Source organism: Psychrobacter sp. JCM 18903 (genome assembly GCF_000586475.1).
Taxonomy (GTDB): domain Bacteria; phylum Pseudomonadota; class Gammaproteobacteria; order Pseudomonadales; family Moraxellaceae; genus Psychrobacter.
In genome coordinates this window covers 61718-87143 of record NZ_BAWJ01000003.1, presented here as the reverse complement: position 1 = coordinate 87143, position 25426 = coordinate 61718, and the positions used below count along the sequence as shown (strand labels likewise).

General features: G+C 42.8%; 10 protein-coding genes and 6 pseudogenes. 12 read left to right on the top strand and 4 right to left on the bottom strand.

Going from position 1 to position 25426, the window contains the following annotated elements; all coding sequences use genetic code 11:
• Positions 1-114: 114 nt before the first annotated feature.
• From TT12_RS03115 to TT12_RS03105, 3 genes and pseudogenes are all read left to right on the top strand, one after another.
• A pseudogene (locus TT12_RS03115) lies at positions 115-2969 on the top strand (AAA family ATPase).
• 165 nt (positions 2970-3134) lie between these two features.
• Positions 3135-4270: pseudogene (locus TT12_RS03110) on the top strand (helix-turn-helix transcriptional regulator).
• Between the two features lie 88 nt (positions 4271-4358).
• Positions 4359-5006, top strand: coding sequence for a TerD family protein (locus TT12_RS03105; protein ID WP_045452128.1), 648 nt, complete (start codon positions 4359-4361; stop codon positions 5004-5006).
• 113 nt (positions 5007-5119) lie between these two features.
• On the opposite strand, the pseudogene TT12_RS03100 reads toward TT12_RS03105, so the two are convergent.
• Positions 5120-6102, bottom strand: a pseudogene (locus TT12_RS03100) (ion transporter).
• Between the two features lie 840 nt (positions 6103-6942).
• Here TT12_RS03100 and TT12_RS03095 point away from each other — a divergent pair.
• Positions 6943-7596, top strand: coding sequence for an OmpW/AlkL family protein (locus TT12_RS03095; protein ID WP_207803983.1), 654 nt, complete (start codon positions 6943-6945; stop codon positions 7594-7596).
• Positions 7597-7829: 233 nt separating this feature from the next.
• On the opposite strand, the pseudogene TT12_RS03090 reads toward TT12_RS03095, so the two are convergent.
• Positions 7830-9553: pseudogene (locus tag TT12_RS03090) on the bottom strand (2-oxo acid dehydrogenase subunit E2).
• A gap of 25 nt (positions 9554-9578) precedes the next feature.
• Positions 9579-12391, bottom strand: a pseudogene (gene aceE / locus TT12_RS03085) (pyruvate dehydrogenase (acetyl-transferring), homodimeric type).
• Positions 12392-13021: 630 nt separating this feature from the next.
• Between aceE and TT12_RS15240 the strand changes: the two are divergent.
• From TT12_RS15240 to TT12_RS03055, 8 genes are all read left to right on the top strand, one after another.
• On the top strand, positions 13022-15121 hold the full coding sequence (locus TT12_RS15240; protein WP_201605657.1) for a hypothetical protein: 2100 nt from the start codon (positions 13022-13024) through the stop codon (positions 15119-15121).
• Positions 15122-15395: 274 nt separating this feature from the next.
• Positions 15396-15860 carry a hypothetical protein gene (locus tag TT12_RS03075; RefSeq protein ID WP_045452125.1) on the top strand — a complete coding sequence of 155 codons (465 nt, stop codon included), beginning with the start codon at positions 15396-15398 and terminating at the stop codon, positions 15858-15860.
• 24 nt (positions 15861-15884) lie between these two features.
• Positions 15885-17273, top strand: coding sequence for a DUF11 domain-containing protein (locus tag TT12_RS03070; RefSeq protein WP_045452123.1), 1389 nt, complete (start codon positions 15885-15887; stop codon positions 17271-17273).
• A 104-nt stretch (positions 17274-17377) separates the two neighbouring features.
• A complete protein-coding gene (locus tag TT12_RS03065) occupies positions 17378-17947 on the top strand; it encodes a hypothetical protein (protein ID WP_045452120.1) in 570 nt (189 codons plus the stop codon).
• Between the two features lie 150 nt (positions 17948-18097).
• Complete coding sequence (locus TT12_RS16375; protein ID WP_243443312.1) at positions 18098-21373, top strand: SdrD B-like domain-containing protein; 3276 nt, start codon at positions 18098-18100, stop codon at positions 21371-21373.
• A gap of 49 nt (positions 21374-21422) precedes the next feature.
• Positions 21423-23042, top strand: a complete 1620-nt coding sequence (locus TT12_RS16370) for a hypothetical protein (protein ID WP_243443311.1) — start codon at positions 21423-21425, stop codon at positions 23040-23042.
• Complete coding sequence (locus TT12_RS16365) at positions 23039-23428, top strand: outer membrane protein (protein ID WP_243443310.1); 390 nt, start codon at positions 23039-23041, stop codon at positions 23426-23428. The genes TT12_RS16370 and TT12_RS16365 overlap by 4 nt, the downstream gene beginning before the upstream one ends.
• 166 nt (positions 23429-23594) lie before the next feature.
• Positions 23595-24368 carry a hypothetical protein gene (locus TT12_RS03055; protein ID WP_045452277.1) on the top strand — a complete coding sequence of 258 codons (774 nt, stop codon included), beginning with the start codon at positions 23595-23597 and terminating at the stop codon, positions 24366-24368.
• 139 nt (positions 24369-24507) lie between these two features.
• Here TT12_RS03055 and TT12_RS03050 read toward each other — a convergent pair.
• A pseudogene (locus TT12_RS03050) lies at positions 24508-25199 on the bottom strand (TetR/AcrR family transcriptional regulator).
• Positions 25200-25426 lie beyond the last annotated feature (227 nt).

Sequence of the window (25426 nt, the reverse complement as noted above, 5' to 3'; positions counted from 1 at the left end):
AACGATGCAAATTAACTAGAAAAAACCAAGTATTAGCACTCATTAGTAAACTTAATAACACTTAATAGCACTTAATACCTACGCCACTTTCTACAAACGATATAATTTATACCTATGACCAAACAGCCACACATCCCTACCTCTCAATTATCAAGAGACGCTAATAAAAAAGACGCTAATAATATGGCAACACCCATCATTGAATTAAAAAGTACCAAATCAGCAACACCGAATACACCGCATCCATGCTTTATTGATATCAAGCAGCGCTGCCTTGTCACCGCTGAGCAACTAAAACGCTATAGCGACCCTGATGAATTGCCCTCGGATACCCGTACGGCACCAGATCTAGATGTTGGCTTTGGTCAGCAGCGTGCCCTAAAAGCCTTACAAACAGCTTTGGATATCAAAGCCAGTGGCTATCATGTGTTTGCTGCTGGTGAAAATGGCTTGGGCAAACGCACCGTCATCAGCCGCTTGCTAACGCGCATTGCCGCCGATGCCCCCACACCTGACGACTGGGTATATGTGCATAATTTCACCGATCCACGTACCCCTTTAGCGCTGCGACTACCTGCGGGGCAAGCCTCCTTATTGCAGCAGCAAGTCAATCAATTATGGCAACAAGCCAAAAAACGATTGAGCCAACGCTTTCGTAGTGACCAATATCAAAGCAAAATCGAAGCCATCAAAAATGACACACATCAAAAAGAAAGTCAGGCTTATGATGTGCTCAATGCGGAAGGCAAACAATATGATTTGGCGTTGACGTTTCGCTCCTTTGATAATAAAGCGGTGTTTGTACATCCCAGTCAACTCGCGACAGAAACTAGTGGTGGTGAGGATAAATTATCTGCTAGCCATAAAAATAAATCCGTGAGCGATAATAGTAGCAAAGCGAGCATTTCTAACACCGAGTATAACGATCCTACGAATGCAGAGCAGAATGAAAACAATACTGAATACGGCAATAGTGAATACGAAGCTGAGCTAAATAACTTTGTCCAAAAAAACCATATGCAAAAACGCTTAAGTCAGTTGACCATCGCGTTAGAGCAGTTAGAAGACGAAGCCAATGATGCGATAGAAGCCCTGCATCGCAATATTGCACGTCGTGCACTACAACCTTTATTTGCCCCTGTTTATGAGCAATTTGCCAGTCACCCGCTTGTCATTGATTATCTCAAGACCGTATTTGCCGACATGGTTACGCATGTCGAGCGCATCGTCAATGGCGATGACGAAGAATTTGTGACAGCAGTTTTGGCCACAACCCCAAGTCGCTATGCGGTCAACGTCATTGTCAGTCACACGCCGGACGACGGTGCACCTGTCATCTTTGAGGACTTACCGACGCACTTGAACTTGTTGGGTCATGTCGAGCAAATCACTCAATTGGGCACGGTCACCACTGATGTCAGTATGATTCGAGCAGGTGCTCTACACCGTGCCAATGGTGGGTATTTACTATTAGAAGCGAGTCACTTACTTGAGCATCCCTATGCTTGGCAGGGTCTCAAGCGGGCGTTACAATCACGCAAAATCAAACTCTCAAGCCTTGAACAAATGCTGACCTTAACAGGCAGCTTATCGTTAGCACCTGCCCCCATTGACCTTGATGTTAAAGTGATTTTGCTTGGTGAAGCAGACTTATATTATGAGCTGTTAGAGCTTGAGCCTGAGTTTGATGCGGTCTTTAAAGTACGTGCGGATTTTCACGATGATGTGCCTCGCAGCAGTGAGCACGAATTGGCGTTAGTCGCAAAAATGGCTGATATCATTGACTATGCCAATCTCTATCCGTTTGATCGTAGCGCGCAAGCTGCCCTACTTGAGCATTTAAGCTTACAAGCAGAAGACCAAGACCGCTTAAGCTTGCACAGTGATTTATTAATCAAGCTATTGCATGAGTCTAACCGCCACGCGCATTTAAGCGGAAAAAACATTGTCAATGCCTATCATGTCACACAAGCCATCGATGATATGGACGAGCGTTCAGGATACCTGCGTGACCTCTATTGGGATGAGCTAAAAAACGGTCAGCAGCTTATTCAAACTCAAGGCAGCGCTGTCGGACAAGTCAATGCGCTGACAGTGGTCAGTTATGCCGATAGCGAGTTTGGTATGCCCGCCCGCCTGACTGCCGTCATTCAACCAAATATTGGTACGGGTGAAATTCTCGATATCGAGCGTGACGTGGATTTGGGCGGTAGTTTACACGCCAAAGGCATGCTGATTATGACCAGCTATTTGCGCGCATTATTCAGCCAACATCATGCGCTCAACTTTAGCGCCTCGCTCGCTTTTGAACAAAGCTACGCCCATATCGATGGCGATAGTGCTACCGTCAGCGAAGGCTGTGCGCTGCTATCTGCCTTAGCAAACGTCCCGATTGATCAATCATTTGCCATTACTGGTCTATGAACCAATTGGGCGAAGTGCAAGCGGTTGGCGGTATCAACTCTAAAATCGCCGGATTCTTTGATGCATGCCGCGAGCAAGAATTGACTGGGCAGCAAGGCGTGGTCATTCCAATGGCCAATGTCAAACAGCTCATGCTGCGTGACGACATCATTGCTGCCGTCAAAGCGAACGAATTTCATATTTATGGTGTCTATACACTGAGCGAAGCATTGACGCTGATGACTGGTTTGCCTATCGATACCATGAACAAGAAAGGTCGCTATCGTAAAGACACGTTGTTTGGCAAAGTTTTAAGTCGTCTGATGTTATGGGATGAAAATCAAGATAACAATGACGATGGTATTGATGATAAAAAGTCCAAAAAGAAAGATAAAAAAAAGCAAAAAGCAAAACGTCAAAAAAAACGGGACAAGAGAAAAAAAGAAAAATGTAAAGACAAGGCGGAGCACAAAGAAGTCATTATCAATGAGGATCAAGGCATCGACAAAAGCATCAATCAAGGTATCGATAACAATGACACTAAAACACCCATTGACGCCATATAAGCTGATTTATAGTGAAATTTAGCCGTGTCAAAACCAATCAATAAATCAGTGTGCTAATTGAAGACATGCCCTAGACGCTATGATGCTTTTCTGCGATGATGAATGGTTAATACTCCGCTAAGCTATACAAAAGCCAACTCGTAATTTCATAAAGGTTATCGCTTAATGACTGTACATTCTACTGACGCCGACCACTCTCATGCTCAAACGAACTCTGTTGAGCAAGATAATACTGTAGCGGCAGCGGACAGTCATGTCTCAGGAGATAGCCACGTCTCAGGAGATAATAACGATAATCGCCATGGCGCGGCGACGACGGCGCGCCAGTGGCAAGTGCTATCGCAACTACAGCGCAACCGCTGGGTGGGCACAACCCATATCTACGAGCAGCTGATGATGGCAGGCTTTGACATCAGCTTGCGCACTGTTCAACGCGACTTAAATGCGCTGGCAAAACGCTTTCCGATAGAAAAAAATAACGCCAACCCACAAGGCTGGCGCTGGCGTGATGATGCACCACTCCAAAGCTTACCGCACATGAATCTATCGCAAGCAGTCGCCTTTAATATGGTTGAAGCCAATCTAACTCAGCTACTACCACCTGTTATTTAGATGAATTATTTCCATGGTTTGACTTGGCAAGGCGGCAGCTAAAAAACAGTAAAGTCACCCATTCATGGATCGACAGAGTGCGTATTGAGCCTGCCACTCAGCCACTAATCGCGCCGCATATTGACTTGGATAGCAAAGACAATATTTACCATGCGCTGTTTTATCAATTACAAATCAAAGCCTGCTATACCCGCAGCGATAAATCACAGGCCAGTGAATATCTTTTGAATCCCATCGCTATTATCCAGCGCGGTGTGATTATTTATCTGCTGGCAACTCGTACTGATGATCCAAACTTTACCATTCGTACCTTTGCCCTACATCGATTTGCTAGCGTTGACATTCTCGAAAGCGCCGCACAAACACCTGAGAGTTTCCAACTCGATACTTATTTGGATGCGGGTGGTATGGGCTTTAGCCACCCCTTATTCGGTGATCTGCCTAATCATGGCAAAAACACTGCTATTGAGCTACAATTCACCAAACAAGCGGGCAAAAGCCTGACTGAAAGCAAGCTCAGTGACGATCAAACTGTTACGTTGGATGATGACACGCTGACCATTCAAGCCACTGTCAACCTAACTTCACAACTGGTTTGGTGGTTACGTGGTTTTGGCAATGGTTTATTGAATGCCAAACCAGAATTGTTACATCAAGCCGTATTGGATAAGTTTTTTGATCATAAATAATAACTGCGGGTAATGACGCTCAAATTTAACCGTATTCAGACGATTACCACTATTTAAAAATAAAGAACGAAAATAGATAAGGAATGTTATGCCGACCACTGCCTCATTGCCATTACTGTCAGACAGTTTAAGAGGACTGGGCTTAGACGCGGGAACCTTATTTTTTGCGCTAAACTATGAATTTACCAAGATTGAGCCAAAAGGCATGTTTAAGCGCTTTAAAAAAAACCAGAGTGCTATTGATATTGATTTGGCTTGCGTACTATATGACGACAATTGCACCATCAGTGATATCGTTTGGTTCAAACAATTGCGCGATAAAGCGGAATCAGTGAAACATCAAGGCGACAGTCTCAATGGCAAAGATCGCGGCGAACAAGCGATGTATTTGGCACCTCTTGACCAAGAGCAAATCAGGCTTTACTTAGATAAAATTCCAGCACATATCACCCACATTGCTATGATAGCCAACTCTTACCACGGTCATCCGTTTTCAAGAGTCAAAAAAGGCGAGATTCATCTAAGCGATGATGAGGGCAATCGTTGTTTTGAAGTCAATCTAAAGCAACTGCCACGTGATTGCACGACGCTGTGGGTGGCACATTTACGCCGAGAAGTGGATGATTGGCATCTCACACTGCAAAACTTACCCCTTCCTGCCGAAGATTTAGCAACGGCGGCGCAGCAAGTCGCCCATGAATTGGCACGTGCGCTACCCATTCCACAAGCTATCTAAATACCATAAAATATCCGTTTATTGCTAATAAAAAGGGTGCAACGTTCTGATAACGTTGCACCCTTTTGTTAAACACCCATTTTTTGAAACCTAAAATAATTACTATAAAAGACTTACAGTGGCTCACCGCAATGTGGGCAAAAGTTCTTTTGTCGTTCTTCCACTTCTCTTTCGCGGCGCTCAAGCTCTTGTTCGCGTAATACCTGCAATACGATATTTTGCGCCTGCTCTTTATCCAGTCCCAGCTCACGGCGAATTTTATCGATCATCATCTGATTTTTCACCAAATCAAAATCGCTATCAATCAGCTGCGCTCGAAAGTCTTGTTCAAGCTCTTCACGCGCTGAGCCAGCTCATTTGCCAAACCAGTCGCTAAAATACCTGCAGGTAATGCCGCCAGACCCACACCTAATATGGTAATAACCGCACCCAATATTTTACCCGCATTGGTAATCGGCGTGACATCGCCATAGCCCACCGTCGTTAGCGTCACCACCGCCCACCACATCGCTTTAGGTATCGACTCAAATTCTTCTGGCTGGGCGTGGTTTTCAACCAAGTAAATGCCGCTAGATGCCGTCACAATCATAATTATTAAAATAAAAATAACCGCTTGGAACGAGCCTTTTTCTTTGCTAATGACCACCAATAAGATGCGTAACGAAGCAAAATAGCGTGTCAGTTTGAGAATTCGGAATAAACGTAAAATACGTAAGAAGCGTAAATCAATCGTAACAAAGAAATTCAAGAAAGCTGGCGCAATGGCGACTAAATCAATCAACGCAGAAGGACTTTTCAACCACTCCCAACGCTGACGCCAAGTGGTGTCATCTGGTTTTTCCTCGGCCACACTCCACAAACGCAGCAAATACTCAATAGAAAACACTACGATAGAGAAATTTTCAAACCAAGTAAAATACTCCTGATAAGGGTAATACCAACTGTCAACCGACTCAGCAATGACCGCTGCTACATTGGTCATGATTAAAAATATTAAAAAGTAGTCAACGCAACGGCTAAACAGCGTATCGTGCTCATCATTTTGCAAAATATCGTAAACGAAAAGACGCAAGCGCCGTATAGATTGGAATAGCATGCCGTCCCTATGCGGTGAAACACCGGTCTTATATTAGTATAATAAAGCAATCATCACAGAATATGACATTAATGCTCGGTCACCATCAGTATTTCATACTCATCACTACTTAGCGATGTAGTGCTCTTAAAGCATTACTAGTGATAGGACTGGCTTATTTAGTATGAATCATGATCGATGATTCATACTAAATTTTAATAATACATGTAGGCAAACAAAATTAGTACCAGCACAATGGCGATGATAGCGAAGCGTAAGAATCGTTCATCAGCGCGTAATTGCTGACTGATATCTTGCGCAGGCAGCAAAAATAAGTTGCATTCAGGACAGCAAGAGTCCATCCGATCCAATATCGTTACAGAACGTGCGTTTGTGCAGCGTAGAGGAGAATTACTACAATAGCCAAGCATAATATATTACCCCTCTTTTCCCACTCTCGTTATTCATTCGAAAAGTAATGAGACTATCATTACCGACTCTAAGCTTTTGACATTTTAATATTCTAAAAATATCAAGGAGAGTTTAGCATCATTGACTATCGACCAAATTCTAACGCCATACCTCTGTATAACATCAGCATGAAGGAATCTAAGTCTTGCTTCAAAAATGCTAACTGTCCTAAGTAATTTTTAATTACCTCGACAAATATACCTTTTACGGTAAATTTATGCCATAAAAGCCATTAATATGCGTTTAAAACCTTACAGTAAATATGGTTTTGTATTATAATGGCGTTGTAATGTTACAGGTTAGTCAACAATCATAACATTGTGTATCGGTACCTAATGTCATCCCTCGTTAGATAGCCACCGATAATCTTCTATCACGTTAAGGAATCAAATGATGAAACTACAATCCCTAGTTTTAGCCACTGCTGCTGCACTTACTATGACCACAGCATTTGCTGTACCAGCTGGTACTTGGTCTGTCGCTGCTGGTGCTCACATGGTTGACCCAAAGAGCGATAACGGTACTCTGGCAGATGGTGCTTATTCTGTAGACGTAGACAGTGATGTCCAACCAACCATTAGCGGCGAATATTTCGTTGCCAATAACATTGGTATTGAATTACTAGCGGCTACACCATTCCATCATGACATTACCTTAACTGCTGGCGATGCTACTATCGATGCTAAAACTCAGCATTTACCACCGACTCTATCGGTACAGTATCACTTCGATGGCTACAACATGCCTATGAATGTGAAACCATTTGTTGGTGTTGGTGTGAACTATACAACTTTCTTTAAAGAAAAAATCTATAGCGATGCTTTCGAAAAATTAGAACTTGATGATAGCGTCGGCGTTGCTGGTCACATCGGTCTTGACATACCTTTTGCCCCAACTGAATACTTCCGTATTGATGCTCGCTATATGGACATCAAAACAGACGCCAGCGTAAAAGCTAATGGTGAGACCATTGAACTTGGTGAAGTTGACATCAGCCCTTGGTATATGGCATTGCTTTTGTTAAGACGTTCTAATATAACATAAAGCAATGTGAATAAAAAAAGCTGGCTTAATCGCCGGCTTTTTTGTGCTTGAAGTTTAAGCGGCAATGATTATAGATAAAAAGATTATAGATAAAAAGATTATAGATAAAAACGATTGTGCTAAAGTCATTAACTGCTAAAAATCTGGCGACCATTAGTGTCAAATTTTAATCATAAAAAAAGACCATCCTAAGACAGTCTTCTTTTTTCAGATCCTTTTAGTACAAACGATTCTTACAGCAAAATACGGCGCGGATCAGCCAGCAATGTTGCGATATAGCGGGTAAATACGGCAGCATCTGCGCCATTAATCACACGGTGATCGTAAGACAGTGACAATGGCAACATGAGACGCGGCTCAAAGCTTTGCTTCTTAGCATCCCAACGTGGCTGCATGCTTGCCTCAGACACACCTAAAATACCCACTTGAGGCCAATTTACTAATGGCGTAAAGGCAGTGCCACCCAAGTTACCTTGGCTTGATATGGTAAAGCTTGCGCCTTGCAAATCTTTAGTAGTGAGTTTTTTGTCACGCGCTTTTACCGCAAGCTCACCAATTTCAATGGCGATTTGCTTCAAGCCTTTATCCTGCACATTCTTGATAACAGGTACGATGAGACCATCATCCGTTGCCACCGCGATGCCCATATTGACACTTTTACGCAAGATAACTTGCGTATTATCGTCGCTTAAATGACTGTTAAAACGTGGATGCTGTGTTAAGGCATAGGCCGTCGCTTTGACCACGAACGCTAAAATCGTGAAGCCGATACCTTCTGCTTTCATGCTAACTTTTAACTCGCCGCGCAGTTTTTCTGTCTCAGTGATATCAGACAAATCAAACTGGGTCACTTGTGGCAACAAGGTATTGTAGTTGAGCTGCGGTATCGAGACTTTTTGTAGACGGCTAAGGTCTTGGGTTGCTGTTTCACCCCAAATCTCAACGTTGCTCATGTCAGGTAAGCTTGGCAGGCTAGCGCTGGCTACATTGCCACTGGCAGGTGCCGCTTTTTGAGTGCTTAAGCTTTCTTTAACATGCGCAAACAAGTCTTCTTTTAGAATACGATCATTTAGCGCCGAACCATTCACTTGGGTGATATCGACACCTAACTGACGCGCAGCTTACGTACGGCTGGACCTGCATATACGTCAACCAACTTTTCATTGACCTGTGCTTCAGTCAATTTATCAGCTTGCTTACTAGCGACCGCATTAGGCGCTGACGATTTTTCTGCCTGTTTTGGCTCACCCGTTGTTTTAGCAGCAGCTTTCTCTTCTGCTTTGGCTGGTGCTGAATGCTTTGGCTCAGCGCTATCTGATGTAGACTCACTTTCAGCAGCAGCAGCATCTGCACCACTACTTATGATAACGATAAAGTCTTGACCATTGGCAACCATATCACCAGTCTGAACTAAGATTTTTTCAATCTTGCCCGCAACTGGTGCGGGCACTTCTACCGATGCTTTATCAGATTCAATCAATAGGATTGATTGATCCGCAGTCACGATGTCACCAACACTGACCATAATCTCAGAAACTTGCGCTTCATCAACACCTAGATCAGGCAGTGCATAGGTCGTTGCCTTACCAGCGTTAGACGCAGGTTTTACACTAGACTTTGACTCAGTTGCAGCAGGCTCAGCCTTTGTTTCTGGCTTAGCATCTGCTTCTGTATCACTTGCTTGTTGCTTGTCATCAGCAGCGCTATCGTCATCACTTTCCGCACTGTCTTCTGCACTCTCAAGCTCAATCAGTACCATACCTTCGCTGACTTGATCACCAACAGCAACGCTGATTTTGGTGACTTTCCCAGCAGCGGAACTTGGTACTTCAACCGAGGCTTTGTCAGATTCTAATAGAATGATGTTGTCATCTTTTGCGATGACATCACCCACTTCTACCATAATTTCGCTGACTTCGGCGCTATCAACACCCAAATCGGGGGCTTTAATATCCATGATTTATCTCCTAGTCTTATGATTATTATTCTTTGACATCACCGTTATTAAGTAAAGTCGCATCCGCTTGATCTTCAGCTCGACCCTCATTGCTGATTTCATCATCATCTTCAGCGACAAATTCAGGGACAGGATTGGGATTGACATTACCAGGTGCTGGTGCATCAGGAGAATGATCATAATAAGGCTGTTGTTGCCATGCAGGTGCTGATCCACATCGATGCCTAAGCTTGAAATAGCATCTTTCACCAAACGCATCTCGACTTCACCCTCATCCGCTAGGCGTTTGAGCGTCGCAACCACGATATGTGCGGCATCAACGTTGAAGAAACTACGCAAATTTTCACGGGTATCAGAACGACCGTAGCCATCTGTGCCTAAAGTCGTATAAGGACGATTGTCTGGCAACCAAGCACGGATTTGCTCCGAATAATTGCGCATATAATCCGTCGCAGCGACGACGATACCTTCATGCGGCGCTAACTGCTCAGTGACCCATGGCACCCGCTCTTCATCCATTGGATGCAAGCGATTGTAGTCATCACAGACCATACCGTCACGAGTCAACTCGTTAAAGCTGGTCACGCTCCAAACGTTGGAGGTGATATTGAACTCATCTTTTAGAATCTGCGCCGCTTTTTGTACTTCACGTAAAATAACGCCAGAACCCAATAGCTGAACTTGTGTTGAACCATTGTCTTCGAGCAAGTACATACCACGCTTGATACCCTCTTCCGCGCCTTCTGGCATCTCAGGTTGCTCGTAATTTTCGTTCATTAGCGTTAAGTAATAATAAACGCGCTCGCCTTCGCCATACATACGGCGTAGACCATCATGCATCACAACCGCTAGCTCGTAACCGAAGCAAGGATCATAAGTCACACAGTTAGGCACAACGTTAAATAGAATCTGTGAATGACCATCTTGATGCTGCAAGCCTTCGCCGTTCAAGGTGGTACGACCAGCTGTTGCACCCAGTAAGAAACCTTGTGCTTGACAATCGCCTGCCGCCCAAGCCAAATCACCCACACGTTGGAAACCAAACATCGAGTAATAGATATACATCGGAATCATCGGTAGCGCGTTCACAGAATAACTGGTTGCCAACGCAATCCACGTACTCATTGCGCCCGCTTCGTTGATACCTTCTTCTAGCATGTGACCGTCGATGGCTTCTTTATAGCCCATCAATGCTTCACTGTCTTCTGGTGTATATTTTTGACCAACCGCAGAGTAGATACCCAACTGACGGAACATACCTTCTAGACCGAAAGTACGTGCTTCATCAGGTACGATTGGCACGACACGGTCTTGGATGTCTTTGTTTTTTAGCATGGCTGACAATAAGCGCACAAATACCATGGTCGTTGATTGCTCTTTACCATTGCTGCCTTTTAATACCCGATCAAACATTGACAGTTCAGGAATATTCAATGGGATATGCCCACTGCGGCGATTTGGCAAATGACCACCTAGCGCTTCGCGGCGACCTTTAAGATACTTCATCTCTGCCGACCCTTCTTCAGGGCGATAGAATGGTAGCGTCTCTAGCTGCTCGTCAGTAAATGGTAAATCAAAGCGATCACGGAAATACATCAACGCTTCTTGATCGAGTTTCTTAATCTGATGTGATTTATTAACCGCTTGTGTTTGAGCTGATAAACCATAGCCTTTAACGGTTTTGACTAAAATAACGGTTGGCTGACCTTTGGTTTTCATCGCTTCACTGAATGCAGCATAAACTTTCATTGGATCATGACCACCACGATTCAATCGCGAGATATCCTCATCAGATAGCGCATCAGCCATCTCTTCTAACTCAGGATATTTACCAAAGAACTCTTTACGAGTGAACTCAGCTGTACGGGCTTCGTATAGCTGATACTCACCATCGACCACTTCTTCCATACGATGTTTGAGCACGCCCGTTTTATCATTGGCAAGTAAGCTGTCCCATTTACCACCCCAGATAACTTTAATCACTCGCCAGCCAGCCCCGCGGAACACAGACTCTAGCTCTTGGATAATTTTACCGTTACCACGGACTGGACCATCAAGACGCTGTAAATTACAGTTGACGACCCAGATTAGGTTATCTAGCTTTTCACGACCAGCGAGAGAAATAGCCCCTAAGCTTTCTGGCTCATCCGTTTCACCATCACCCAAGAACGTCCAAATCTTACGACCTTCTTTCTCTAGCAGACCGCGGTTTTCCATATAGCGATGTACATGGGCATGATAAATCGACATGATCGGACCAAGTCCCATCGATACGGTTGGGAACTGCCAATAATCTGGCATGAGGTACGGATGCGGATAGCTTGATAAGCCTTTGCCGCCGACTTCACGACGGAAATTATCCAGCTGATCTTCGGTCAATCGACCTTCTAAATAAGAACGCGCATAAATACCGGGTGCGGAGTGACCTTGATAATAAATCATGTCACCACCGAAATGATCGCTGGCAGCACGGAAAAAATGGTTAAAACCTGTCTCGTATAGCGTGGCACTAGAAGCGAACGTCGCTAAGTGACCACCCAAATCGTCATCATTTTTATTCGCGCGCATGACCATGGCCAATGCGTTATAGCGAATCAAAGCACGAATTTTGCGCTCAATGGTTAGGTCGCCAGGGTACATCGGTTCATCTTCAACGGCGATGGTATTGATATAAGCGGTATCAAGACGATTGAACGGCAGATCTTCTTGAACTGCCATATTGTATAAAGCTTTTAGCAGAAACTGAGCACGATCTTTGTCTGCATGTTTGATAACAGATTCAAACGCTTCCAGCCACTCTTGGGTTTCGGTGCTATCAGCATCCTTATAATAATTCATCACTATTTTCCTTTTTTATCAGTCAGTCCTGCCCGAAGACAGGATATTATTAAATCAAAGTGTTACTTCAATATTGTCGTGCGGGAATAATTTTCTCAATGACTTCCTTGTTAATTTTAAGAAGTGAGATTTATAGTAGGGTGCGGTTATGCAGCAGTATTTGACCGACTCATAATCTGGAGCAGCCTCACATAGCCAAAATAAAAACAGCGCTACTATCTATCGCATATGAACTGAGTATTTAAAAGTGGTTAGATAATAAAATGCTAACCCAACTTTTATAGTCAATTATCAAATGATAATAACTCTTTATTATAGGCTCTTATGCTGCAGTTGTTTATAGCTGTAAAGAAATGGTGATATGACAAGTATTTTTGAAATAAATAATCATTAGTTTTTTTAGAAATGTTTCAAAGAAATATAAGGATTGTTTGCTAACGAGCCAACATCTATAGCTAGATACTGTAGCTGGTCATGAAATATCTGCCATTCATCCACTTCGTAGGACTTTTACGAAATTATTGCTTAATATGTTAAGTTACGTAATATATACATTAGTTTAGTTAGTGAAATAATTGAGAACTAGTTAAACGCTTATAGCAAGTTTTAGCTTCTTATAGGAATAACCATATGCATAAAATGCCATACGTTCTAAATTCAATAATTTCACAACTATTCAGTGAGCATATATATCGGGTGCTGGCATTGATAGCCACGATTGCTATGCTTCTAATCAATAATTCGGCCTTAGCTGCAGTAACTTGTGATGCAGGGTTCATATCTGATAATTTTGACATTGCAGATTATACTAGTTTGGCACCAGTCACTTCACCAGTCACTTCACCACCCAACCCTAAAATCGATCAAAATATAGCTGGTATCAGCAATGAGAGCTACCTGATTGCATCCAATGTCCTTACCACTAACGGAATCCTAAGTGCTGGAGGAGTAAACATATACCAATCAACGAATATTCCAGTCACTACTGAAGCAGCTCAGGTATTCCGTTTCTATCAAGATTTTGCTAATAAAACAACAACTAGAACCGTTTCATATACCTTCAAAAATAAATTTACAAATCAGCCTCAAGCTCTCAATAAATTGGGCTTAAGTGTATTTGATATAGACACTAATTATGCTGGATATACTTCTTCAGGTACCTCACGTACTGATTACTTCGAGTTTTTTGATCAAGTTATAATAACAGGCTTTACCAGTGCTAATCCAACAACACCTATTACTCCTATCATTCAGTCTAAAGGTTCAGGCATATCTAGCTCAGCGCCTTATCGCCAAACTAACACGACCAATAGTGTTAGTTGTGGCGGTTTAGATGACAACTGCAAAGTTTCAGTTGCATTTAATCAGCCTATTGTCAAAGTAGATATCACATATGGCAACAATGTAAACTTAAATTATTATGATCAAAGCGATGATAATGGGGATGGTATACAACTCAATGACCCTGGCGATCAACTAATTGATATTAGATTTGATGGCTACTGCTATAAACCACAGCCACGATTGACTTATAAAAAAGAACTTTCAGGGCCTCGTAAAGCAAATACGGATCAGTTCACTGTCCAAATAAAAGATAATGCAGACAGCTCAGTCGTCACTAATGGCATTACTTCGACCACTACACAGGGTTCAGGCAATACTGTCACTACTGGTACTGGCACTACAGGGACTTTTAAAGTTAACCCTACTAAAACCTACACATTAACAGAAGCGATAGCCGGAACGACTAACTTAGCAGACTATGCTGCTTCATATGTATGTAAAAATTCAGGTAATAATGAAGTCGTAACCATTTTAGACCCAAAGAACATAAAAATGACTTACGGAGATAACTGGACTTGCACAATCACGAACGGCAGGCCTAATTACGTATTCTCAGGCATTGTGTTTAACGACAATGGTAAAATCACAAACCCCACTAAAGACGATGTATCCGATAAATATCTAAATAACAATCTTTACTTCAACGGTAAATACGATTCACCAACTGAATCTGGCATTCCTTTTACTACAGGTCATACTATCACCCTAAATAAATGCGCAGGTGATACGGGCACGTTTACATCTCAAACTATGAACATCAATCCTGATGGAACCTATAGTTTCACTCTGACACCTGCACAGCTTGGAAGCAATACGAGGCTCTGTGCTACTCAGAATGAACCTAATAATTACACATACTCTGTGGACACTACGAGCAATGTGCGACAAATAAACATTAAAAATAATACATTTAATTATCCTGATAACAACTTCGGTGATGTTATTCAAGATAATGCAGCTCTAGTACTGTTCAAGAGCCAATATGTCCATGATTGCAGCTTGACTGACCTGACGACCATTAGTGTTAATTATACGGGTAGCGCCAGTACTTTTTATAGTACAAACCCAATATCTAACATCATACCAGGCCAGTGTATCGCTTATAGGATTGAAGCTGTTAACCGTGGTAATATGCCTTTGACAGATATCATTATTAGAGACCCCTTACAGAAAAAAGGAGAAAATGGTGCTCTTGTAACGTCTACTTTAGCCACGCCTACACCTATTGGAGAAAACAGCGGTGTGCCTTCTTTTTCTAATAGCTCAGTATCGATTGGTAATAATGGTCAAGTGCTAACTAATGGCTTCCCGCTAGGAATTACTAGCTCCGATCGTCGTCGAGCTATTCGCTTCAACACCAAATACAGCACTACTGTGAATCCTTAGTAACTATTCCCCCTTGCTATATTATCAACTCTAAAGAATATTTTTTACTGACAAAAGCCCTATCTCTATAGATAGGGCTTTTACCGTTTGTGTACTCCAAAATACCATTTGTCGTTTTTGTAGTGAATATTTGTATTGTTTGCGTGACAATCATATTAAGGAACAATTCTAACTTTATCAGCATCTCTTATTCATAGTTGATTGCAGTTTTTAGATTGCATGGGACGAAGTCAAGATTGACTTGATAATAATGGTTTAAGCAAGGAATACGAATATGAAAGGTTTTAATTTTTTACGCAGTGCCATATTGGCAAGCTTAGCGTCGGTAATAGCACTAAGTGCTGCTCACGCCAATGATGCCTTAAAAATGGATCTAACAGCCAATCAAGTCACCAAAAACGCTGAAGGTAAGATCTCTTATCTACCAGTTCGTAATGCTCCAGCGGGTACGGTCATTCAGTACAAGGCAACATACAGCAATATTATTAACAAAGATATCCAAGATCTGGCGGTCGTATTGCCTATCCCTGCCAATATGGCTTTCACTGGTGAAGCTAATCCTACCAGTGCTCAAGCCAGTATCGATGGCAAGAACTATGCTGATATGCCACTGATGCGTAAAGTCGATGGCAAAATGGTCAAAATTCCGTTTTCTGAATACCGTACCCTGCGCTGGAATATCAAGTTATTACCAGCACAGAAGTCTGCCGCCGTGGCACTTAATACAATCGTAGAATAATCACCCTTTTAGGAGAATGACCGTATGAAACCAAATTTATTTAATTACTCAGTATTAACCGTTGGAATTATAGCTGCTATGGGCGTGACTACTGCTACTAACGCTGCTACACCGACTGGTACTGGCAGTGATATTACAGTTGATGTTACCAACCAAGCAACAGCTACTTATTTTGTTGGTACTAATACGGCTGATAAACAGAGTGCCACATCGAATACCGTTACTGTTAAAGTAAATGAGCTAAGTTCATTTGAACTATTAACTGATAACACAGATAAGATTATCAATCCACAAGCTAACCAAAATGTAAAGTTCAATCATACGCTACAGAACAAAGGTAATGTCACTGATGAATACACCATTGATATCGCTAACGTGACTAACGGGGCTGGTACAGGACAAGACGATTTTGATTATAGCGGTTACGTTATAACCTATACTACAAATTTAAACGCTACCTCTAAGACAATTGCTAATGGCGGTAAAATCACTTTAGCGCCTAATGAAATTGCTACTATCAACATAGTTGCAACTTCTAACAGCAAACGTAAAGTTGGTGATGATGGCATCCTAACAGTTACTGCATCTAGTGCTTATTTGAAAACTAAGAATCCAGGTACTGGTACTGAAGCGACTTATACGGCTATAAATACTGACAACGCCATTACCAAGACACCTATCTACGCCATTACTAAGTCTGCAAATACTAATCTCGACAATAATATCTTCGATACTGCCAATACAAGCGCTTATATCGACTATACCATTATTGTCAAAAACGAAGGTAATGCTGATGCCAAAGCCTTTAATATCGTAGACGCGTTACCTACTGGATTGATAGTCCTTACTACAACTGCACCTACTTCCGTTGTCACTGGCTCTACTTCTGGTACTGCCTCTACTGCTGTTACGCCTACTTTCACCGGCAGCAATAACAACAAGATAGTTAATGTTATCGGTCAAAACTTGAAGCAAGGTGAGACGATCACAATTACTTTCCGTGCTATCAAAGATTCTAGTGTTACAACAGCTAGTGGTGCAGATTTAGTCAATTACGCTCAAGTAAATGACGACACTCTTAACGATACTGGGATAACTAATGCTGACTTAGTAGATAGATCAGATGACAAAGGTACTGAAAATAATTACGAAGATACAAAGTTACCTGTAGATAAAGATGGTAAGGATGATAACACTGACGCTACTGTTTCTACCCGTAACCAAGTACGTAATATCACCATTTCTGATGATCTTAAAAAAGAAGTAGCATTAGTTAGTACTGGCAATATATATCAATACACCATCAAAAACGAAGGTACTGATGTTATAGAAGCAGATGCCTTGGTGAAGTACTATTTTCAGTTAACCCAACCACCCCTATTGCTGCCGTCGATATCGTTCGAGTATTCGTAGATGGTGGCAAGAGCGGCACCAAAGACGGCGTATACAACGTAGACGATGATATTTTATTAGATCCTACAGTATCTAACGGAAATCAATATGATCTGAACAAGGCAGTGATTGTTGGGCTAGCACCTAATGCAGAAGTTATCATTAGTGTAGAAGTTAGCAGTAACGGTGTAAGTAGTAATGTTAATGGCGCGACTACTAACATTGATACTTCTGAAGTGATGACTATCACTGTATTACCACAAACCATTGTAGACGGAACAGCAGCCCCTTCTAATAAAAACACTACCTCTACTACGACATTAAGAGGCCTAAACCTACTTAAGTCTCAAGTTATTGCTGCTTGTACAGGCGTTACGGCAAATTCACTTACCTATGTAAGCACTGAGCTTAGTGGTAAGCCTGGACAATGTATCTACTACAAAATCACTGCTAAAAATACTTTTACTGAGACCAACAAAACGCTAAATACTGTTGTTGTGACCGATATCTTTGACACCAAAAAAGTCGCGTACAACACCACTAGCTTTTCGTCTGTAACAGATAATGGCTCAGCTGTTGCTAATGGCAATTATGCATCACCAACGCTCACTGGTACATTTAGTAGTCTAAAGCCTTCAGAAACAGGAACAGTTTATTTCTCAACTAAAGTTCTTGAAACTGGTGCGGCTAAATAACCTCAATATTTACATGATATATCTCGTGTCAATTTCTATAAGAGTCAAATACTTATAGATGCCCTCTAGCTTGAATTAATTACTTTTCATTATTCAAGCTAGAGAATCTCTACCCTTACCCTCACTGATATTTTATTGGATAAGCGACATATGACTCTATCTACCATGACACCGTCTAATCGTACTGCATTGTGTTCAGCAAAGATCTCTGCGCTGTCATTGGCAATGTTGCTTATGCAATCAAATATCGCGATTGCAGCTGATGCAGCAAACCCTAATCTGCAAATCATTAACAATACTGCAAATGCTAATTATAACGTCAATAACCAGACTGACGTCACAATATCTAGCACCTCAAACCAAGTACAAGTCAAAGCCTCAGACCTTCCTGAATACGGTATTAAACTCACTCAACAGCCGTTACTCACCGTTATGCCTAACGCCTTGGTCAACTGGGTAAACGTCCTAAGCAATACCAGCTATAGCAACCAGACTGTTGAGCTAACATTGGCTGTATCGCCAACGCTCACAAACTTAAAAGTCTATCAAGATTTAAATAAAAACGGCGTCGTTGATAGTGGTGATACTGAAGTTGTTTTCGATAATTTAAGCGCACAAATCAAACTTGGACACAGTGAAAGTATCCAGTTTATCGTGCAAGCTTTATCAGATGCTAACGGCAAAAGTGGCGATACTGCAGATATTAAAATTGGCGCTGTCGTTTTAGAAGACCCATCAGTATCGAGTGTCAACGTGACTGATAGACTGATCATCGTTGAGCCTGAAATCAAATTTACAACGCCTAAGTTTGACGCAAACAAAACCACCTCGCAAATCGAGGAAAACGTCTATATCGATGCCAGCTATGCGCAGTGTAACGTTCAGCTAGATAAGCCAGATCAAGTATGGGTCACGATTACCTCTTTGTTGACGGGTGACAAATACGCATTGAAAGCGATTGAGACGGGCAATAGTACTGGTAAATATCAGCTATCAGCACCAACACAAAACAATGCCAACGCTGTCAATGACAAATTTATTCAGACTCTAGCAAATGATACGTTGACTGCAAGTCTAGACGCCTGTATCGCGCCTTCTGTCGGCACTGGCGCTGAGCAGCTACCAAGCGAAGGTGACTTCACCGTACGTATCGATGACTTAGATACACAAATCAATATCGTCGATGATAGCCCAAGCTTAGTCGTCACCAAAGAAGGCGATGTTAAAAGCGCTGAATTTGGTGATTATGTTAGCTACACCATCAATATCACCAATAGTGGCAACTCTACCGCTTATGATGTGCAACTAAAAGATGCCCTACCCCGTGGTTTTGCTTATGTAGATGGTAGTGTACGTATCAACCAAACTGCTGATATCAGTATCGACCAAGCGCAAACCACTGAGTTTAAAGCTGATGGTAAATATCAGGTGCTAAGTTTAGGTAATATGGCAAATGGCGAAAGTAAAAAAATTACTTACCGTGTCTTAATCGGTGCCTCATCATTAGGCGGTGACGGCATCAACCGCGCGACTGCCGTTGCTAGCAATGAACAAGGTAAAAGCTTAGTTTCAAGAGAAGCACAGTGGAAGATTGAAGTAGAGCGCGGCGTCATGAATACTGATGGCATCATCATCGGTAAGGTCTACCACGATATAAACCGTGACGGCATTCAACAAAAAGAAGATGGCGAACTTGGCGTTGCAGGCGTGCGTATCTACATGGAAAACGGTAACTTTGTCGTGACTGATCCTGAAGGTAAATATAACTTTTATGGTGTCAGTGCCAAAACTCACGTCTTAAAAGTTGACCGCACCACCATCCCTCACTCAACCGAGATGGTCACCCAAAGTAATCGCAATGCGGGCGATGCTGGCAGCCGTTTCGTTGACTTGAAATATGGCGAATTACATCGTGCCGATTTCGGTATCGTGGTCGGTATGGGCGATAGCACTGAGCGTTTGAATACGGAGCTTGTCGCTCGTAGCAAATCAGTGAGCGCTAAGAATGATAGCCTTGAGCAAGCAGTAAAAACCGAGCTAACCCTAGACCCTGATTACAATCGTGACTACGATGATAATGTAGACGCCAGTGGCTGCAACATCAATGGTGACTTAGATCTGGGCAGCAACTGTGACTCTGCTATCGTCAATGAGATGATCAATCCAGCCGCCAATCGTGTTGATATGACCGTAACTACGGTAGCACCGCCAGTAGAAAAAGAGCTGGAAGAATATCTCAAAGAAGTGGCTAACAATGACGTGGCTTTTATCAATTTAAACGAAGGTCAACAGCTCAGCACTTATAAACAAATGGTACAGGTACAAGCGCCACTGGGTTCAATATTTACACTATATGCCAATGGAAAAGCAGTATCAGAACAACAAATCGGCAAAACTGCTGAGCAGGAAAAACAGAATGTGACTGCCTTTGATTACTATGCCGTCGACTTAAAACGCGGCAACAATATCTTGCGCGGTGTCGCTACTGACGTGAATGGCAAAATTATCTCTGAGCAAACCATTAAAGTATCAACGCCAGACAATTTACAAGCCATTGACTATCGCACTCAAGCGCAGCTAGTACCAGCAGATGGCGTTAGCGATTATCAAGTCGTTATTAGTCTAAAAGACCGTGATGGCCGTCCTTATATTGCCTCAACACCTATCACTATCGATACCAATATCGGCCGTATCAATCTTAATGACAGCAGTAAAGATCAAGCTGGTACGCAAGTTATTGTCTCAGGTGGCGAGCTACTCATACCCGTGACTGCACCAAGTGTACCGGGTAAAGGTGAGTTGGTCATCGACACTGGTAGCAGTAAACAGATTATCCCGTTACAGTTTACCGCGCAATTACGTCCTCTCATTGCCGTCGGCATCGTCGAAGGCGCGATCTCACTTAAAGACTTTGATGGCAGCAGCATTACTGACGCCCAAGGCGCTTTTGAGCAAGAGCTCAATGATTTCGCTGGTAACGATGACTATACCGCTTCTGGTCGCGCCGCGATGTTCCTTAAAGGCAAAGTACGTGGCGATTATTTGCTCACTTTGGCTTATGATAGCGATAAAAAAGGCGAGCGTCTGTTCCGTGATATCGAGCCTGGCGAATACTATCCTGTCTATGGTGATTCATCAGCCAAGGGCTTTGATGCGCAATCTACCAGCAAACTCTATGTGCGCTTGGACAAGGGCCGCTCATTTGCTATGTATGGCGACTTAAAAACTCAAATCGATAACGATGAAGGTATTAAATTAGGTCAATATAACCGTACGTTGACTGGCCTAAAAGCCAGTATGAAGATAGCAATACTCGCATTACCGCCTTTGTCGCGGAGACGAGTACCAGCCAGCGCGTCAATGAGACTCGTGGTCTTGGTATCTCAGGCCCTTATCCATTGGCTGAAAACTTTGATGCCGTATTAGAAAACTCAGAAACTGTCGAAGTGATCACTCGTGACGCCAACAATCCAGCTTGATCATTAGCCGTGAGACCCTTACCCGCTTTGCCGATTATGAAATTGACCCTATCAGCCGCAGCTTATTTTTAAAAGCCCCTATCGCTAGCCAAGACATCGATGGCAACCCTATTTATCTACGAGTCACTGTAGAAGTAGACGAAGGCGGCGAAAAATACTTGGTCGGTGGCATTGCTGCCAAGCAGCAGTTGACTGATAAAGTCGCCATCGGTGGTAGCTATGTCAACAGTGATGACCCTCTTAACAAAGAAGAGCTGGCTAGCGTCAACAGCGTTATCAAGTTTAACGATAAGCTAAAACTGGTCGCTGAATACGCGATGAATAAAGCTGAGAATCCAAATTTTCAGCCAAGCAATCAAATCAATGCGACAGAATTAGACGGTCAGGACGCAGAAGGTAATGCCTTGCGTATCGAGCTTGACTTTGATAACAAGAAAAACACTCGTGCCAAAGCTTATTATAACGATACTGACGAAGGTTTCGTGACTGGTGCTTCGCCGCAGACTGCTGGGCGCGCTGAATCGGGCGTCGAAGTCACTCATTTAATTAATGACAAGAAGACCGCGCTAAAACTAGAAGGCGTGCGCACTAAAGATCATACCACTGATGCTAACCGCCAAGGTGTCTTAGCCAGTATTGAACAGCGTTTGAGCACCAACATCGTTGGCGAGATTGGCTTACGTTATTATAAGCAAGATGCGACAGCGGCTTCACGCAATATCCAAGCGGTAACAGACGTCGTAGATGTGACTGACAACACCATCTTTAATGACGATATTATCAATCAATCGGCGCTGAATAATGTCAGTGATTCTGAAAAAGATATTGAAGGTACTACCGCCCGCGCTCGTATCACGGCACGGTTACCCAAGCTCAATGACTCTTTAGTATTTGCAGAATATGAGCAAGATATTGATAACAGTAATCGTAATGCCACCTCCATCGGAGGCGAGACGCCGCTAGGTGGTTTAGGCCGCCTATACGCCCGTCATGACTTGATCAACAGTCTATCTGGTAGCTATGGCCTTGATGATACTGATGAACGTCAGCGTACAGTTTTCGGTTTTGATGCCGCTTATATGAAAGACGGCAAAGTCTATAGCGAATACCGCATGCGCGATGCTATCAGTGCTCGCGAAGCGGAAGCGGCCATTGGTCTTAAGAACAAATGGTATGTCCAGCAGGGTTTAACCATCAATACTTTATTTGAGCGTGTTGAATCATTAGAGGGCGATACCGAAAACACCGCAACGGCAGCTGGCATTGGTGTAGAGTATCTTGCGAAAGAAGATTACAAAGCCTCAGCGCGTTTTGAGAAGCGTTGGGGTGAGACCAGTGACACATTGCTAGGTAGCGCTGGTATTGCTTATCGCTATACTGATGATGTGACTCTGTTGGCCAAAGACATCTACTCGCGCGTCGATTATGACGATGGCAATCGCACGATTAATCGCTTCCAGCTAGGAGCTGCCTATCGTGATTATGATAGCAATCAGTTAGACATGTTAGCCAAGCTTGAGTATCGCTTAGATGATAACAGTACTGGCGATGACGCCTATCAAAAAGATGCCGTTATCTGGTCATTGAGTGGTAACTATCATCAACGCGTCCGTTGACGTTGTCAGGTCGTTACGCGGGTAAATATACTCAGTTTGATGCTGATAATATCAGTAGCGACAATACAGCCCATGCGCTTTATGCTCGTGGTCTATATGACATCAGTGAGCGCTGGGATGTGGGCTTGCAAGCAGGCACTTATTGGAACAAACAAGCAGATGATATGTCTTATATGCTGGGTGCGGAAGTAGGCTATAGCCCGATGACCAATCTTTGGTTGTCACTAGGTTATAACTTCATGGGCTTTGAGGATGAAGACATCGCTTATGACGATAGCACTATGGAAGGCGCTTACTTTAGATTACGTTTCAAGTTTGACGAAGACCTATTCAAACGTGATGATCCACGTAAGAACCAGCGTTTGACGACTCACTCTACATTGTAATTTATCCCCATTGTCGTGTTATCATCTGACGACAATGCGGGCGTTAACGCGCTGTTCATCATATTATATGACAGATATATTTTAATAAGCGATGAGATCAGCGCCGAAAACCGCAAGTACCAATACCAATATTGATACTGATCCGCTTAATATGAGGTTTTGCATCATGCCTAATCCTGCCAACAAAGCAGCCCATTATAAACAACCCATAAAGGCTTTATTATCAACCGTTTTTTTCCTGACAATGACCTCGGTTGCATCGGCGAGTCATCATACTCCTGAAGTGGCAGTAACCCGTGACGCTACTCACTGTGCCAATGAGGTTCAAACTCAGTCTCACCACCCAAAATACCAAAGTACGCGCCAACGTGCTATGAATTGTATGTTGACAGAGTTACAAGCGTATCAACAAAAAAACATGAGCGCGCGTCAACAATACTTTGCCTATAAAGCTCAGGCTTGGCTTAACTATGCCCTCCATCAAGACAGCATGAATAGTCGTTCACCTGCTGGGCAGCAAGCCGCACAGGCAGCAGAGACGATTTTGACCACATTAAGAAATGGCAAGGAACAAGATCTCAACCTTATTCAAGACATACCATCAAACTCTGCTCTCATGCGCCCCGATCTATGGGCAACCTTAAGCGCGCTAAAAGATAGTGGTGGTATCGAGTCAGCACCACGAGAGATAGCCTTCAGCGAGGTCGCTTTAATTTGGGCCGCTACGAACCAATGCGAGCGCGGCTGGCGGGAGTCAGGCATCCATTTCCGCATGGCAGATCGTTGGCTTGAACAAGCCCGCGAAGCATACGTCAATACCCATGATTCACAGACCAACGTCGCTTTAGAAGAGCTGATCGTCAGCTATTATAAGCAATATGAGACATTAGATACGAGTGCTGATAGTTGCCGTGGGCAAGTATTAACGCCTATCCGTTAATTCCATTATTACCACTGCTCATCAAGGCAGTAAATACAAAAAGCGACATATAATGTCGGCTTTTTTGTATTGACTTAACAGATATTAGAGCATGTTAACCATGCCCTAATGTCTATACATCATCTGAATAGCGAAAAAACTAGCGATTCTTACGCGGTAGCTTTTCTGGTAGATAGCAACGCAAATAAGCGATAAACGCAGTGTTTGCTTCTTGGATATATTCATTGGTAATGCTTTGATGACGACGATAAGACAATGTGAATATCGCATTAATAATGCTATAAGCAATCAATAGCGTGTCTTGAATATCGTGGAAACTCGGCATCTCGTAGCGCTCTGATAAACGCTTATAAACCAAATCGACGATTTGATGATCGATATCTTCACCAAACTATCACCTTCAAAATCAGGCGTGTTCGTGTCATAAATGAGCTTGGCTTTGGTTTCGTCGTTATGGAATATCGTCACACAATTATCAATAAGCGCCGTCAAATAGCCCTGCCATCTGTCATAATTACCAATATCTACTGTTTCTACTATTTCTAATATTTCGATAGCATTCAAAAAACGCAATGCTAAAAATATCGCTTCGATGTTAGGAAAAAAGTGATAAGCAGAAGCTCTTGGAATGCCTGCTTCTTCACATACAGCCGCCAAAGTAATGTCATTGATAGGTTGGGTTTCACTTAACTTCTTGGCACCAGCCAAAAGTTTTTGACGGCGCGCACGGCCTTGTTGGCTGGTAAACTTAAACTTATTCGGTACCAGTTTTTTTGCCAGTTCCGAATCTACCAACACATCTTCAATCTTTTCGTCTTTATTTTCGCTCATCATAAGTCTCTTAATGTTACACCCTATTTTATAAATATAATCTTCAGTAGATAGTATTCGCCCTAAATTGAAGAATTACATCCTATTAGCTAATAATGTAGCACTGATATTAGCGCTACTATGTCTAATGGAGAGGCATCATAAACGCTTGTACACTATCAAGCAAGGGAGATAAATGGGTTAAAAAATAATGTATAGGTCAACCATTTAATAGCGTTAACCACGTA

What these genes read in the sequence shown, in the direction of transcription:
- TT12_RS03070 (WP_045452123.1), top strand. Translation starts at nt 15,885, where the DNA reads ATGAAACCAAATTTATTTAATTACTCAGTATTAACCGTTGGAATTATA.
- TT12_RS03055 (WP_045452277.1), top strand. Translation starts at nt 23,595, where the DNA reads ATGCCTAATCCTGCCAACAAAGCAGCCCATTATAAACAACCCATAAAG.
- TT12_RS03105 (WP_045452128.1), top strand. Translation starts at nt 4,359, where the DNA reads ATGCCGACCACTGCCTCATTGCCATTACTGTCAGACAGTTTAAGAGGA.
- TT12_RS03095 (WP_207803983.1), top strand. Translation starts at nt 6,943, where the DNA reads ATGATGAAACTACAATCCCTAGTTTTAGCCACTGCTGCTGCACTTACT.
- TT12_RS16375 (WP_243443312.1), top strand. Translation starts at nt 18,098, where the DNA reads ATGACTCTATCTACCATGACACCGTCTAATCGTACTGCATTGTGTTCA.
- TT12_RS15240 (WP_201605657.1), top strand. Translation starts at nt 13,022, where the DNA reads ATGCATAAAATGCCATACGTTCTAAATTCAATAATTTCACAACTATTC.
- TT12_RS03075 (WP_045452125.1), top strand. Translation starts at nt 15,396, where the DNA reads ATGAAAGGTTTTAATTTTTTACGCAGTGCCATATTGGCAAGCTTAGCG.